Annotated in this window: 12 protein-coding genes; 6 read left to right on the forward strand and 6 right to left on the reverse strand. The window is 74.7% G+C overall.

Annotated features, from left to right (window positions below; translation table 11 throughout):
* Nucleotides 1-39: 39 nt before the first annotated feature.
* The gene (gene hutH, locus ABD241_RS11765) at nucleotides 40-1608 is read left to right on the forward strand and encodes a histidine ammonia-lyase (RefSeq protein WP_344062401.1); all 1569 of its coding nucleotides are present in this window, start codon (nucleotides 40-42) and stop codon (nucleotides 1606-1608) included.
* A gap of 44 nt (nucleotides 1609-1652) precedes the next feature.
* On the forward strand, nucleotides 1653-3308 hold the full coding sequence (gene hutU, locus ABD241_RS11770) for a urocanate hydratase (RefSeq protein ID WP_344062404.1): 1656 nt from the start codon (nucleotides 1653-1655) through the stop codon (nucleotides 3306-3308).
* A 20-nt stretch (nucleotides 3309-3328) separates the two neighbouring features.
* Here hutU and ABD241_RS11775 read toward each other — a convergent pair whose 3' ends face one another.
* Together ABD241_RS11775 and ABD241_RS11780 are read right to left on the reverse strand one after the other, a co-directional pair.
* Complete coding sequence (locus ABD241_RS11775) at nucleotides 3329-3706, reverse strand: DUF3253 domain-containing protein (RefSeq protein WP_344062407.1); 378 nt, start codon at nucleotides 3704-3706, stop codon at nucleotides 3329-3331.
* 139 nt (nucleotides 3707-3845) lie between these two features.
* Nucleotides 3846-4337, reverse strand: a complete 492-nt coding sequence (locus ABD241_RS11780; protein ID WP_142219544.1) for a YbaK/EbsC family protein — start codon at nucleotides 4335-4337, stop codon at nucleotides 3846-3848.
* Nucleotides 4338-4366: 29 nt separating this feature from the next.
* On the opposite strand from ABD241_RS11780, the gene ABD241_RS11785 reads away from it, so the two are divergent.
* Genes ABD241_RS11785 through hutI form a run of 3 tightly spaced genes read left to right on the forward strand, consistent with a single transcriptional unit; the run spans nucleotide 4367 to nucleotide 8201 of the window.
* Complete coding sequence (locus tag ABD241_RS11785) at nucleotides 4367-5656, forward strand: allantoate amidohydrolase (RefSeq protein WP_344062412.1); 1290 nt, start codon at nucleotides 4367-4369, stop codon at nucleotides 5654-5656.
* A complete protein-coding gene (locus tag ABD241_RS11790; protein WP_344062414.1) occupies nucleotides 5653-6987 on the forward strand; it encodes a formimidoylglutamate deiminase in 1335 nt (444 codons plus the stop codon). The genes ABD241_RS11785 and ABD241_RS11790 overlap by 4 nt, the downstream gene beginning before the upstream one ends.
* The gene (gene hutI, locus ABD241_RS11795) at nucleotides 6984-8201 is read left to right on the forward strand and encodes an imidazolonepropionase (RefSeq protein WP_344062417.1); all 1218 of its coding nucleotides are present in this window, start codon (nucleotides 6984-6986) and stop codon (nucleotides 8199-8201) included. The genes ABD241_RS11790 and hutI overlap by 4 nt, the downstream gene beginning before the upstream one ends.
* Before the next feature lie 4 nt (nucleotides 8202-8205).
* On the opposite strand, the gene ABD241_RS11800 is transcribed toward hutI, so the two are convergent.
* The 3 genes from ABD241_RS11800 to ABD241_RS11810 all read right to left on the reverse strand — a co-directional run bounded on the left by ABD241_RS11800 (nucleotide 8206) and on the right by ABD241_RS11810 (nucleotide 10406).
* Nucleotides 8206-8412 carry a DUF1918 domain-containing protein gene (locus ABD241_RS11800; protein WP_344062420.1) on the reverse strand — a complete coding sequence of 69 codons (207 nt, stop codon included), beginning with the start codon at nucleotides 8410-8412 and terminating at the stop codon, nucleotides 8206-8208.
* A 75-nt stretch (nucleotides 8413-8487) separates the two neighbouring features.
* Complete coding sequence (locus ABD241_RS11805) at nucleotides 8488-9870, reverse strand: MBL fold metallo-hydrolase RNA specificity domain-containing protein (RefSeq protein WP_344062423.1); 1383 nt, start codon at nucleotides 9868-9870, stop codon at nucleotides 8488-8490.
* Entirely contained in the window at nucleotides 9870-10406 is a 537-nt protein-coding gene (locus ABD241_RS11810; protein ID WP_344062426.1) for a DUF1918 domain-containing protein, read from the reverse strand. Before ABD241_RS11810 ends, ABD241_RS11805 begins: the two co-directional genes overlap by 1 nt.
* A gap of 181 nt (nucleotides 10407-10587) precedes the next feature.
* On the opposite strand from ABD241_RS11810, the gene ABD241_RS11815 reads away from it, so the two are divergent.
* Nucleotides 10588-11601, forward strand: a complete 1014-nt coding sequence (locus tag ABD241_RS11815; RefSeq protein WP_425580748.1) for a zinc-dependent alcohol dehydrogenase family protein — start codon at nucleotides 10588-10590, stop codon at nucleotides 11599-11601.
* Nucleotides 11602-11604: 3 nt separating this feature from the next.
* On the opposite strand, the gene ppdK is transcribed toward ABD241_RS11815, so the two are convergent.
* The gene (gene ppdK / locus ABD241_RS11820; protein ID WP_344062429.1) at nucleotides 11605-14322 is read right to left on the reverse strand and encodes a pyruvate, phosphate dikinase; all 2718 of its coding nucleotides are present in this window, start codon (nucleotides 14320-14322) and stop codon (nucleotides 11605-11607) included.
* Between the last annotated feature and the right edge of the window lie 98 nt (nucleotides 14323-14420).

Genomic DNA, 14420 nt, shown 5'->3' on the forward strand with positions numbered 1-14420 from the left:
GGACCTCGGCGCCACCCCTGCCGCGGTTCGATGGGAGCCATGAACCAACTCGCCCCCGCCACCGACGTGTCGGCCGTGACCGTCGGCACCGGGCCCCTCACGATCGACGACGTCGTGGCCGTCGCCCGCCACGGCGCGCGCGTCGAGCTGTCCGCCGAGGCGGAGTCCGAGATCGCCCGCAGCCGCGCCGTCATCGAGGCCCTGGCCGACGACACGGTGCCCCACTACGGCGTCTCCACCGGCTTCGGTGCCCTCGCCACCCGCCACATCCCCACGCCCCTGCGGGCGCAGCTGCAGCGCTCGCTCGTCCGCTCGCACGCCGCCGGCACCGGCCCCGAGGTCGAGCGCGAGGTCGTGCGCGCCCTCATGCTGCTGCGCCTGTCGACCCTGGCCACCGGCCGCACGGGGGTGCGCCTCGAGACGGCGAGGGCGTATGCCGCCCTGCTCAGTGCCGGGATCACCCCGGTCGTGCACGAGTTCGGCTCCCTCGGCTGCTCGGGCGACCTCGCGCCGCTGTCGCACTGCGCGCTCGCCGTCATGGGCGAGGGGCCCGTGCGCCTCGCCGACGGCACGTTGACCGACGCCGCAACCGCACTGCGGGACAACGGGATCGAACCGGTCGTCCTCGCCGAGAAGGAGGGTCTGGCCCTCATCAACGGCACCGACGGCATGCTCGGGATGCTGGCCCTGGCCATCCACGACCTTCGCCACCTGCTCAAGGTCGCCGACGTCTCGGCCGCGATGAGTGTCGAGGGCCTGCTCGGCACCGACGACGTCTTCGCCGCCGACCTGCACGCCCTGCGCCCGCAGCCCGGACAGGCTGCCTCGGCCGCGAACATCCTTGCGATCATGGCGGGCTCGCCGATCCGTGAGTCGCACCGGACCGACCAGTGCACCCGCGTGCAGGACGCCTACTCGCTGCGCTGCGCGCCGCAGGTGCACGGCGGCGCCCGCGACACCGTCGAGCACGCCACCCGGGTCGCCGACGCCGAGCTCGCCTCCGCCGTCGACAACCCCGTCGTGACGCCCGACGGCCGCGTGGAGTCCAACGGCAACTTCCACGGCGCGCCCGTCGCCTACGTGCTCGACTTCCTCGCCATCGTCGCGGCCGACGTCGCGTCCATGGCCGAGCGTCGCACCGACCGGTTCCTCGACCAGGCCCGCAACCACGGGCTGCCGCCGTTCCTCGCCGACGACCCCGGCGTCGACTCCGGGCTCATGATCGCCCAGTACACCCAGGCCGCGATGGTCTCCGAGCTCAAGCGCCTCGCCGTGCCGGCCTCGGTCGACTCCATCCCCAGCTCGGCCATGCAGGAGGACCACGTCTCGATGGGCTGGTCCGGGGCCCGCAAGCTGCGCCGGTCCGTCGACGCGCTGGGCAGGGTGCTCGCCATCGAGCTGCTGACCGCAGCACGCGGCATACGGCTGCGGGCGCCGCTCGAGCCCGCGCCCGCCACGGGCGCCGTCATCGCGGCGCTGCACAAGCGTGCCGACGTCACCCCGGGGCCCGACCGGTTCCTGGCACCCGACATCGAGGGCGCCTACGCCGCGGTGACGGGGGGCGACGTCCTCGCCGCCGTCGAGTCCGTCACCGGACCGCTGCGCTGAACCACACGGCATACCAACGTTTTTCGCACTCGAAGGAGAGTGGCATGGAAGGTGCACGACCCGTCCGCGCCCCGCGCGGGACGCAGCTGACGGCGCAGTCGTGGGCCACCGAGGCCCCGCTGCGGATGCTCATGAACAACCTCGACCCCGAGGTGGCCGAGCGCCCCGACGACCTCGTCGTCTACGGCGGCACCGGGCGCGCCGCCCGCGACTGGAAGTCGTTCGACGCGATGGTGCGCACGCTGACGACGCTCAAGCAGGACGAGACGATGCTCGTGCAGTCCGGCCGTCCGGTCGGCGTCATGCAGACCCACGAGTGGGCCCCGCGCGTCCTCATCGCCAACAGCAACCTCGTCGGCGACTGGGCCACGTGGCCGGAGTTCCGCCGGCTCGAGCACCTGGGCCTGACGATGTACGGCCAGATGACCGCCGGGTCGTGGATCTACATCGGCACCCAGGGCATCGTCCAGGGCACCTACGAGACGTTCGCCGCGGTCGCCGAGAAGCGGTTCGGCGGCACGCTCGCGGGCACCCTGACCCTGACCGGCGGCTGCGGCGGCATGGGCGGTGCGCAGCCGCTCGCCGTCACCCTCAACGACGGCGCCTGCCTCATCGTCGACGTCGACCCGGCGCGGCTGCACCGGCGCGTCGAGCACCGCTACCTCGACGAGGTGGCCGGGTCGCTGGACGAGGCGGTCGAGAAGGCCCTGGCCGCCAAGCGCGAGCGGCGCGGCTGGTCGGTCGGCGTCGTCGGCAACGCCGCCGAGGTCTTCCCCGAGCTGCTGCGCCGCGGCGTCGACATCGACATCGTCACCGACCAGACGTCGGCGCACGACCCGCTCAGCTACCTGCCCGAGGGCGTCGACCTCGCCGACTGGCACGACTACGCCGAGAAGAAGCCCGAGGACTTCACCGACCGGGCCCGCGCCTCGATGGCCAAGCACGTCAAGGCGATGGTCGAGTTCCAGGACGCCGGCGCCGAGGTCTTCGACTACGGCAACTCCATCCGCGACGAGGCGCGCCTCGGCGGCTACGACCGGGCGTTCGACTTCCCCGGCTTCGTGCCCGCCTACATCCGGCCGCTGTTCTGCGAGGGCAAGGGTCCGTTCCGCTGGGCCGCGCTCTCGGGCGACCCGCGAGACATCGCCGCGACCGACAGGGCCGTGCTCGACCTCTTCCCCGACAATGACCGTCTGCACAAGTGGATCCGCGGCGCCCAGGAGCGAATCGCCTTCCAGGGCCTGCCTGCCCGCATCTGCTGGCTCGGCTACGGCGAGCGCGACAAGGCCGGCCTGGCCTTCAACGAGCTCGTCCGGACCGGCGAGGTCAGCGCCCCGATCGTCATCGGGCGCGACCACCTCGACTCGGGTTCGGTCGCGAGCCCCTACCGCGAGACGGAGGCCATGGCCGACGGCTCCGACGCCATCGCCGACTGGCCGCTGCTCAACGCCCTCGTCAACACGAGCTCGGGCGCGAGCTGGGTCTCGATCCACCACGGCGGCGGCGTCGGCATCGGCCGCAGCCTCCATGCCGGCCAGGTGTCCTTGGCCGACGGGACCGACCTCGCGGCGCAGAAGCTGGCGCGGGTGCTGACCAACGACCCGGGGATGGGCGTCATCCGCCACGTCGACGCCGGCTACGACATCGCCGACCGGGTCGCGCACGAGCGCGGCGTCCGCATCCCCATGCAGGAGGGCTGAGGGCGTATGCCGTCGGGCGGTCAGCGGGGGCGGCGGACCCGGATCGGGCCCTTGGCGTGGTCCGGGTCGACGACCCGGCCGCCCTGCGTGATCTCGGCGCGCCCGTCGGCCACGAGCCGGCGCGCCGCCGAGCGGGCCGGCTCCATGAGCTCGCGCCAGTCGTTGCCACCGACGGCCCGCGCGGCCTCGCTCGGGCACACCGACGCGTCACGGGCGCGCGCGTCCAGCAGCGACTCGAGAGAGTCCTGCAGGTCCAGGTCGACTTGGCGCAGGCCGTGCTTGCGGCAGCTGTCGGAGCACCAGCGCACCGAGTCCCAGTCGCGCTCCCACGCCTTGCGCCACGTGATGGTGCGGCCGCAGCGGGCGCACGGCTTGGTCGGGAGCGGGGTGCGGGACATGGTGCCCAGTCTGCGCCATCGTGGCCTCTCGACCGGTGCGAGGCGGCCCATCGTGGCCACTCGACGGGTCGGGACCGGCACGTCGTGGCCTCTCGACGGGTGGGGACCGGCACGACGTGGCCTCTCGACGGGGGAGGGGTCAGGGGGACGTGTGCGTCTCCTCGTCGGAGATGTCGGCGACCGTCGCGTCGAAGACCCGGATGACGTCGTCGCCCTCGAGGGTCAGGCCCACGCCGTGCGCCCCGCCGCCGATCGAGATGCGGCGGCCGACGAGGTGGCTGTCGGCGATGACCGGCAGGCGCGTGCGCGACCCGAAGGGCGTGATCGTGCCGCGTTCGTAGCCGGTGACCGCCAGGGCGGCGTCGGCGTCGGGCATCGAGATCCGGTTCGTGCCGAGCAGGGCCCGGACCTTGGCCCACGAGAACGTGCGGTCGCCCGGCACGAGGACGAAGACGTGGTCGTCCTCCGCGCGCCGCACGACGAGCGTCTTGATGAGGTCACGCGGCTCGATGCCACGGGCGGCCGCCGCCTCCGCGAGGCTGCTGACGCGACCGTGGCGGGTCGCCGTGAAGGGGATGCCCGCGGCGCGCGCCGCCTCGACCGCCGGCGTGCTGATCTCTTCGGATGGCATGGGCGCCAGCCTAGTTTCGACACCGGCCCATGCGGCCGGCAGAGCGAGGAGTGGACGTGACGACGACCTTCGAGAGCTTCGACCGCATGTGGGCCGAGCTCGAGCCCATCGGCCGGGCGCCCGAGACCGGCGGCTACCGGCGCCACGCCTGGACCCGCACCGACCACGACCTGCGCGAGTGGTTCGCAGCGCAGTGCGCCGCCCGAGGGCTCGACCTCGTGGAGGACCGCGCCGGCAACCAGTGGGGCTGGTGGGGCGACCCCGACACCACGCCCGGGGTCGTCATCGGCTCGCACCTGGACTCCGTGCCCGACGGCGGCGCGTTCGACGGCCCGCTCGGCGTCGTCAGCGCCCTCGCCGCCCTCGACGCGCTGCGCGCCGCGGGCGTCGAGCCCGCCGTGCCGGTCGGCGTCGTGAGCTTCGTCGACGAGGAGGGCGCCCGGTTCGGCATCGCCTGCGCCGGCTCCCGCATCATCACCGGCGCGCTGCACGCCGACCGGGCCCGCGCCCTCACCGACGGCGACGGCGTGTCCATGGCCGAGGCGTGGCGCCGGGCCGGGCGCGACCCCCGCACGCTCGGGCCCGACGAGGAGGCCCTGCGCCGCGTCGGCCACTTCGTCGAGCTGCACGTCGAGCAGGGCAAGGCGCTGGCGGTCGCCCCCGACGGCGGCGACGACCTCACCGACCCGACCCGGGCCGTCGCGATCGGCACCGACATCTGGCCGCACGGCCGCTGGCGCATCGACCTCCCCGGAGAGGCCAACCACGCGGGCACCACCCGCATGGCCGACCGCCACGACGCGATGCTGGGCCTCGCCACGGTGGTCCAGTCGGCCCGCTCGTATGCCGTCGCGCTCGGCTGCGTGGCCACCGTCGGCAAGGTGGACGTGGTCCCGGGCGGCGTCAACGCCATCCCCAGCCACGTCACGGCCTGGCTCGACGCCCGGGGCGAGCGCGAGGAGGCCGTGCGCGCCGCCGTCGACGCCGTCGCCGAGGAGGCCGGCCGGTTCGGGGCGATCACCGCGGAGGAGTCGTGGACGCCCACGACGACCTTCGACACCGGCCTCGTCGACCGGCTGCACGGCATACTCCCCGACGCGCCGCTGCTCGGCACGGGGGCCGGCCACGACGCCGGCATCCTCGCCACGCACGGGGTGCCGAGCGGCATGCTCTTCGTGCGCAACCCCACCGGCGTTTCGCACTCGCCCAGCGAGTCGGCGAGCGTCGCGGACTGCCACCATGGGGTCATGGCCCTCACCGCAGTCGTGACCGACCTCTGCACGGTGCAGGACGCCGAGCCGACGGGGGGCAACGGATGACGACGTTCTGGTGCGAGAGTGCCTGGCTGACAGGGGGGTTCGCCGACCGCGTCAGGCTCGTCACCCAGGACGGGCTCTTCAGGGACGTCCAGGTCGACGCCGACCCGGAGCCCGACGACATCCGTCTGGCCGGGGTCACGTTGCCGGGCATGGCCAACGCCCACAGCCACGCCTTCCACCGCGCGCTGCGCGGGCGCGCCAACGGTGGGGGCGGCAACTTCTGGAGCTGGCGCGAGCAGATGTATGCCGCCGCGGAGCAGCTCAACCCCGACACGTACTTCGCGCTCGCGCGGGCCGTGTTCGCCGAGATGGTGCTGGCCGGGATCACCGTGGTGGGGGAGTTCCACTACGTGCACCACCGACCCGGCGGCCAGCCCTACCGCGACCCCAACGCGATGGGCCTCGCGGTACGCCAGGCCGCCGACGAGGCAGGCATCCGCCTCACCCTGCTCGACACCTGCTACCTCGAGGGCGGCCTCAACGGCGGCGGCCACGTCGAGCTGCACCCCGGGCAGCGCCGGTTCAGCGACGGCACGGTGGACGCCTGGGCAGCGCGCATGTCGGCCCGCCGGCCGGGCACCGACCGCGTGCGCCTCGGCGCCGCCATCCACTCGGTGCGCGCCGTGCGGCGCGAGGACCTGCCCAAGGTCGTCGAGGCCGCGGGTGGCCTGCCGCTGCACGTGCACCTGTCGGAGCAGCACGGCGAGAACCTCGCCTGCCAGATGTACTACGGCGCCACCCCGACGCAGCTGCTCGACGAGGCCGGCGCGCTGGGCGCGCACTCCACGGCCGTGCACGCCACGCACCTCGAGGACCACGACATCGAGCTCCTCGGCGGCACCGGCACCGGCGCGTGCTTCTGCCCGACGACCGAGCGCGACCTCGCCGACGGCATCGGCCCGGCCCGGGCGCTGCACGACGCGGGCAGCCCGCTCTCGCTCGGCTCGGACCAGCACGTCGTGATCGACCCCTTCGAGGAGCTGCGCGGCATGGAGATGCACGAGCGCCTCGTCACCAACGAGCGCGACCGGTTCTCCGCCAACGACCTGCTCCTCGCGGCCTCCTTCAACGGCTACCGCGCCCTCGGCTGGTCCGACGGCGGCCACCTGAGCAAGGGGGCCCTCGCCGACTTCGTCACCGTGCGCACCGACACCGTCAACACCGCCGGGGCTGCGCGCGACCAGATCATCTACGCGTGCGTGGCCTCCGACGTGTCGACCGTCGTCGTCGGGGGAGAGGTCGTCGTCAGCGACGGCCACCACCGGATGGGCGACGTGGGCCGGATGCTCGTCGGCGCCATCGACCGGCTCTCGGTGGGTGCCCCGGCGTGAGCCTGCTCCTCACCGGCATCGCCGAGCTGACGACCAACGACCCCACTCACGCGGACGGTCACGTCGCCACTCGTTCCGACCCCGGCGACGCCCTCCTCGGCGTCGTCCGGGAGGCAGCCCTCGTCGTCTCGGACGACGGCGTCATCGAGTGGGTCGGGCCGGCGAGCGAGGCCCCGGCGGCCGACGCACGGCGCGACCTGGGCGGTCGCGCCGTCATCCCCGGGTTCGTCGACTCCCACTCGCACCTCGTCTTCGCCGGGGACCGCTCCGCGGAGTTCGCGGCACGGATGACGGGCACGCCCTACGACGGCGGCGGCATCGCCGTCTCGGTCGCCGCCACGCGCGCCGCGAGCGACGACGAGCTGCGCCGGCTCGTGGCCGGCCGGGTCGCCGAGATGCGGGCGCAGGGCACGACGACGGTCGAGATCAAGAGCGGCTACGGCCTGACGCTCGAGGACGAGCTGCGCTCGCTGAGGATCGCCCGCGAGCTCACCCCGCACACGACGTTCCTCGGCGCGCACGTCGTGCCACCGGAGTACGCGGCCGACCGGGCGGCCTACGTCGAGCTCGTCACCGGTCCCATGCTCGACGCGGTCGTCGCCGACGGGCCCACCGCGCTCGCCGAGAGCATCGACGTCTTCTGCGAGCCGCACTCGGCGCACGCCTTCGACGGCGACGAGGCCCGCACGGTGCTCGAGGCCGGACGCGCGGCCGGCCTGGCGCTGCGCGTTCACGGCAACCAGCTCGGCCACGGCCCCGGTGTGCAGCTGGCGTGCGAGCTCGGTGCCCGCAGCGTCGACCACTGCACCTTCCTCGGCGACGAGGACGTCGACGCGCTCGTGGCCGCCCGCGGCACGACGGTCGCCACGCTGCTGCCGGGCGTCGAGTTCTCGACCCGCTCGCCCTACCCGGACGCGCGCCGGCTCGTCGACGCCGGCGTCGACGTGGCGCTCGCGAGCGACTGCAACCCGGGCACGTGCTACTCGTCGTCGATCCCCTTCGCGATCGCCCTGGCGGTGCGCGAGATGGGCCTGACCCCCGCCGAGGCGCTGCACGCCGCGACGGCCGTCTCGGCCCGCTCCCTCGGCCTCGACCGGAGGGTCGCCCCGGGGCAGCCCGCCGAGCTGGCGGTGCTCGACGCGCCGACCCACCTGCACCTCGCCTACCGCGCCGGGGTCCCCATCGTCCGGGCCCTCGACCTGCCGAAGGCCTGACGGACTACGAGCCGGCCGTCTCGTCGGCGTGCTCGCAGCGCAGCACCGAACCGGGGCCGGGGTGGATCAGGCCGGTGTGGCCGTCGGACCACTCGACCACGTAGGGCGGCCCACCGTCTGTGCCCTTGACCTCCCGGATCGTGCCCTCGCGGGTCGACTGGCCGACGTGCTCGGCCGCCATCGTGATGCGGTCACCCACCCGTGCCTCCATGGCACACCTCCTCGCGTCGGGGTCTCCTCCTAGGAGACCACTCCGGCGCGCCCGGTGGCGAGGGTTTGCCGGCCCTCAGTCCAGCAGCACCCGCTCGCCGTAGCGTGGCACCGAGACGGCGCAGTCGAACCGCTCGCGTATGCCGTCCGCCAGGGCCCGCGCGGCCGCCGGCTCCCCGTGGACGACGTGGACGCTCTCCGGCGGCTCCGGCAGCTCACCGAGCCAGGCGAGCAGCTCGTCCGCGTCGGCGTGCACCGAGAAGTCGTCGAGCGTGACGACCTCGGCGCGCACCGGCACGTAGCGGCCCGCCATCTTCAGCTCGCGGGCGCCCTCCTGCAGGTCCCGGCCACGGGTCCCGACCGCCTGGTAGCCGGTCAGCAGCACCGTGTTGCGCGCCTGTGGCAGCAGGTACCGCAGGTGGTGCACGACCCGGCCGCCGGTCGCCATGCCCGAGGCCGACACGATGATGCACGGCGTGCCCGGGGTGTTGAGGCGGATCGACTCCTCGGCGGTGTGCGCGGTGCGCAGTCCCGGCAGCCGCCGCAGCCGGGACAGCGCCTCGGGACGCACCTCGTCGGCATGGGCGGGGTCGGCGTAGATGTCGAGCGCGGCGAGCGCCATCGGGCTGTCCACCCAGACCGGGACGTCGGGGATCGCACCGCTCTCGACGAGGTCGGCGATGGCGAGCAGCACCACCTCGGTGCGGTCGACGGCGAAGGCGGGGACGACGACGCTGCCACCGCGCCGGACGGTGCGGCGGATCGCGTCGGCCATGACGCGGTGCTCCGGATCCACCTCCGGGTGCGCGCGGTCGCCGTAGGTCGACTCGACGACCACCGTGCGCGCCGCCGGCGGACGAGCCCGGGGCCGCAGCACCGGGTGGTCCGGCCGGCCGAGGTCGCCGGAGAAGAGGACGGAGCGTCCACCGGTCTCGACGAGGACGCTCGAGGCGCCGAGGATGTGCCCGGCGGGCACGAAGGTCACGGTGGCCCCCGTCGCGCCGTCGACGCGTACGGCAGGGTCCTCGCCCAGCGGGCGCAGCGCCGCGACCGCCGCGTCGGCGTCGGCCACGGTGTAGAGCGGCAGCGGCGGGTCGTGCCGGGACCAGCCGCCGCGCCGCGCGCCCTCGGCCTCCTCCTCCTGGAGGTGGGCGCTGTCGCGCAGGATCACGGCGGCGAGTGCGGCGGTGCCCGCGGTCGCGTGCACCGGTCCCGTGAACCCCGCGCGGACGAGCGCCGGCAGGTAGCCGCAGTGGTCGAGGTGCGCGTGCGTCAGCGCGACGGCGTCGAGAGTCGCCGGGTCGACGGGCGGAGCCTCCCAGTTCAGCGCCCGCCAGCGCCGCTCGCCCTGGTAGAGCCCGCAGTCGACGAGCAGCCGGGTGCCGCCGCTCTCGACGAGGAACTTGCTGCCGGTGACGGTCCCCGCGGCGCCGAGGAACGTCAGCGCCGGTGCGGCCATCACGTCACCCGGACGTGCGCCTCCTCGCCGGTGCGCCTCGCGATGGTGCGCTCGGCGTGCTCGATGAGCTCGTCGGCGAGGTGGCGCAGGGCCCGGGCCACGGCGACCTCGTCACCGATCTCGTGCTCGGCGGTGTCGTCGGCCGAGCGGTGGCTCGACCCGCGGGCCCTCAGCCGGTCCGGGGAGTCGGCGACGAGGACCACCGTGGCCGTCGTGTCGTCGCCGGCCTCGACGAGGGAGACCCGGACCTGCCACTCGCGGAAGTGGACCGGCTCCGCCGGCTGCGGCTCCTCGGCGTGCTGCTGCTCGCCGGCCGGTGCCGACGGCACGGTGACCAGCTCCTCCTGCCCCGGCGCCCCGACGCGCAGCACCGAGCCGGGCCCGGGGTAGATCAGGCCGGTGTGCCCGTCGCCCCACCGGACGACGTAGGGCGGCCCGCCGTCGGGCCCGCGGACCTCGAGGACCTCACCGTCGCGGGTGGGCTCGTCGATGTGCTCTGCCGCCAGGATGATGCGGTCTCCTACCTGGGCTCTCACGGTGGCCTCCTCGGGCGCGGTGGATCGGTCCGAGACCAGCACAGCACCGTCCGGCACCCCCTGCGAAGGGCCGGAAGGTACCCGGCGAGGGGACCTTGGGCCCTTGCCGCGGACCGGACGGAGCGGTGCAATCGGGTCAGGTGCGCCGTAGGCGCCGCAGTCGTGCGCCGGAGGGAGAGCCATGAGGTCGATGCAGGGGTGGGTCGTCGAGGAACCGGGACCTCTGCGTCGACACCCGCTCGTGCGGGCCGAGCTGCCGGTCCCGGAGCCGGGCCCCGGGGAGGTGCTCGTCCGCGTCCGGGCCTGCGGCGTGTGCCGCACCGACCTGCACGTCGTCACCGGCGACCTACCGCGGCACCGGCACCGGGTCGTGCCCGGCCACGAGGTCGTCGGCGAGGTCGCCCTCCTCGGCGACGGGGCGCACCGCTTCCAGCCCGGGGACCGGGTGGGCGTCGCGTGGCTGCGGTCGACGTGCGGCTCCTGCCGGTGGTGCCGGTCGGGCCGCGAGAACCTGTGCCCGTCCTCCCGCTACACCGGCTGGGACGCCGACGGCGGCTACGCCCCGTGGACCGTCGTCCCGGAGGCGTACGCGTACCGCGTGCCCGCGTCGTTCTCCGACGCCGACGCGGCGCCGCTGCTCTGCGCCGGGATCATCGGCTACCGGTCCCTGCGCCGGGCCGAGCTGCCGCCCGGCGGCCGGCTCGGCATCTACGGCTTCGGGGCCAGCGCGCACCTGACCGCCCAGGTCGCGATCGCCCAGGGGGCCGAGGTGCACGTGCTGACCCGCGGGGCCGCGGCACGGGCCCTGGCGCAGGACCTGGGTGCGGCCTCGGTCGGGGAGGCGCACGACGCGCCGCCGGTGCCGCTGGACGCCGCCATCCTCTTCGCCCCCGCAGGTGAGCTGGTGCCGACCGCGCTCGAGGCGCTCGGCCCCGGCGGCACCCTGGCCCTGGCCGGCATCCACCTGAGCGACGTGCCGGTGCTCGACTACCAGCGCCACCTCTTCCGCGAGCGCAGCCTGCGCAGCGTCACGAGCAACACCCGGCAGGACGGCGAGGAGTTCCTCGTCCTCGCCGAGCGCCTGCACCTGCAGGTGACGACGACCCCGATGCCCCTGGACGAGGCCGACCGGGCGCTCGAGGACCTCGAGGCCGGCCGCGTGAGGGGCGCTGCGGTGCTCGTGCCTTCGGAGTAGGGCTCAGCGGGTGTCGGACGTCGTGCGCGAGGGCGCGGCGAGGAGCACGGCCTGGCGTCCCGCCTCGAGACGCACGACGGGGATCCGCGGGGGCGAGCACGACAGGTAGTCGATGCCCACCCGGGCGAAGAAGGCGACCGACGCGGGGTCGCCGGCGTGCTCGCCGCAGGCGCCGAGCCCCAGCTCGGGGCAGGTGCGGCGGCCGTCGCGGGCGGCGAGCTCCACCAGCGCCCCCACGCCCACCTCGTCGATGGTCTTGAACGGGTCGGTCGCCAGGATGCCGGCGTCGCGGTAGGCGGCGAGGAAGTTGGCCTCGGCGTCGTCGCGCGAGATGCCCCACGTGGTCTGGGTGAGGTCGTTGGTGCCGAAGGAGAAGAAGTCCGCGTGCTGCGCCAGCTCGGCCGCCGTCAGCGCGGCCCGGGGCAGCTCGACCATGACACCGATCGGCAGGTGCAGCGACGCCCCGTGGGCGCGGCCGACGTCCGCGACGATGCCCTCCATCCGCGCCCGGGCCGCCACCAGCTCGGCGACGTCCGCGACGAGCGGCACCATGAGCTCGGGCCGCACGTCGTGGCCGGCGTCGCGCAGCTCGACGGTCGCCTCCGCGAGCGCCCGCACCTGCGCGTCGATGATCTGCGGGAGCACCGTGAGGAGCCGGACCCCGCGCAGCCCCAGCATCGGGTTGGACTCGTGCCACCGCCGGGTGGTCGCCAGGCGACGCTCGAGCGCGGGCTCCACACCGCCGCGCTCCTCTGCGCGCGCCACCTCGACCGAGAGCTCCACGAGGTCGGGCAGGAACTCGTGCAGCGGCGGGTCGAGCAGCCGCACCACGACCGGCAGGCCCTCCATCGTCTCGAGCAGCGACGTGAACTCGGCGTGGGCGAGCTGCTCGATCTCGGCCAGGGCGCCCTCGCGGTCCTCGTCGGTGACGAGGCGCTCGACGAGCACCCGTCGCTCGCCGAGCAGCATGTGCTCGGTGCGGCACAGGCCGATGCCCTCGGCCCCGAAGCGCCGTGCCGCGCGTGCCTCCTCGGGCGTCTCGGCGTTGGCCAGGACGCCGAGCCGGCGCCGCGCGTCCGCGTGGGCCAGCAGGGTCAGCACGGCCCGGACGGTCGGGTCCTCGCTGTGCGTGTCGCCTGCCTCGACGGCGGTGGCGACGGGGCTGGGCTGGATCTCGCGCTGCCCGGCATACAGCTCGCCCGCGGTGCCGTCGACCGACACGACCGTCCCCTCCGGGAGGGTGACGCCGCCCGGGAGCGTGGCGAGGCGGTCGACGGGGTCGACGACCAGCCCCTCCACGCCGGTGACGCAGGTGCGTCCGAGGCCGCGGGCCACGACGGCCGCGTGGGACGTCAGGCCGCCCCGTGAGGTGATGACGGCCCGCGCTGCCAGCAGGCCGCCGAAGTCGTCGGGGCTCGTCTCGGGACGGGCCAGGACGACCTGCCGACCGAGCGCCGTCCACTCCATCGCCGTGGCGGAGTCGAAGACGAGCTGGCCGTATGCCGCGCCGGGGCTTGCCGGCAGGCCGGTGGCCAGCGGCCTGACGTCCTCGCGGGCGGCGAACGTCGGGTGCAGCAGCGTCTGCAGCTGTGTGCCGTCCACGCGGGTGAGGGCCTCGTCGAGGTCGATGACGCCCTCCTCGGCCAGCTCGACGGCGATCCGGAAGGCGGCGGCCGGGCTGCGCTTGCCCAGCCGGGTCTGCAGGATCCACAGGCGTCCGCGCTCGACCGTGAACTCGACGTCGCACAGGTCCCGGTAGTGGGTCTCCAGGGTGCGCAGGTGCTCGCTGAGCTCGTGGTGCAGCCCCGGTTCACGACGCGCCAGCTCGGAGAGGTCCATCGGGCTGCGGCTGCCGCTCACGACGTCCTCGCCCTGGGCGTCGGGCAGGTAGTCGCCGAAGGCGCCCGGCGCCCCGCTCACCGGGTCGCGGGTGAAGCAGACGCCGCTTCCGGAGCGCTCGCCGCGGTTGCCGAAGACCATCTGGACGATGTTGACCGCCGTGCCGAGGTCGTCGGGGATCCCCTCGTGCGCGCGGTAGAGCCGCGCCCGCTCGCCGTTCCACGAGGCGAACACGGCGACGACCGCGTGGCGCAGCTGCTCGCGTGGCTCCTGCGGCAGGTCGGCGCCGGTGTGCTCGACGACGATCCGACGGAACTCGCCGGTCAGCCGCTGGAGGGCGGCCGCGTCGAGGTGGGCGTCGCTCGTGGCGCCCAGCTCGGTGCGCAGGCCCATCAGCTGCGCGTCGAAGAGGCCGCCGTCGATGCCGAGCACCGTCCGGCCGTACATCTGCACGAGCCGGCGGTAGCTGTCCCAGGCGAACCTCGCCTCGCCGCGGGCCACGAGCGCGGCCGCGACGGCGTCGGTCATGCCGACGTCGAGGACGGTCTCCATCATCCCGGGCATCGAGAAGCGGGCCCCCGAGCGCACCGACACGAGCAGCGGAGCAGCCGGGTCGCCGAAGCGCAGGCCGGAGCGGCGCTCCAGGTCGGTCAGGGCCGACTCGACCTGGTCCCACAGGCCGTCGGGCTCGCCACCGCCCGAGAGCCAGGCGCGGCAGGCCTCGGTCGTCACGATGAAGCCGGGCGGCACCGGAAGTCCCAGCCGTGACATCTCGGCGAGCCCGGCGCCCTTGCCGCCGAGCAGTGCCGCCATCGTGCGGTCGCCTTCGTGCAGCTCGAGCACGAGAGGGCCTCGTACGGCTGGCTCGGACGTCGTGGTCATCGCTCCTCCAGTGCCCGCAGCCGCTTCCCGGACAGGGCGGTGGCGCGGGCACGCCACGGCCCTCCGTCTCGAGCGTGCGGCCGGAGCTGCCCCGAGCG

This window comes from Terrabacter lapilli (assembly GCF_039531305.1).
Taxonomy (GTDB): Bacteria; Actinomycetota; Actinomycetes; order Actinomycetales; family Dermatophilaceae; genus Terrabacter; species Terrabacter lapilli.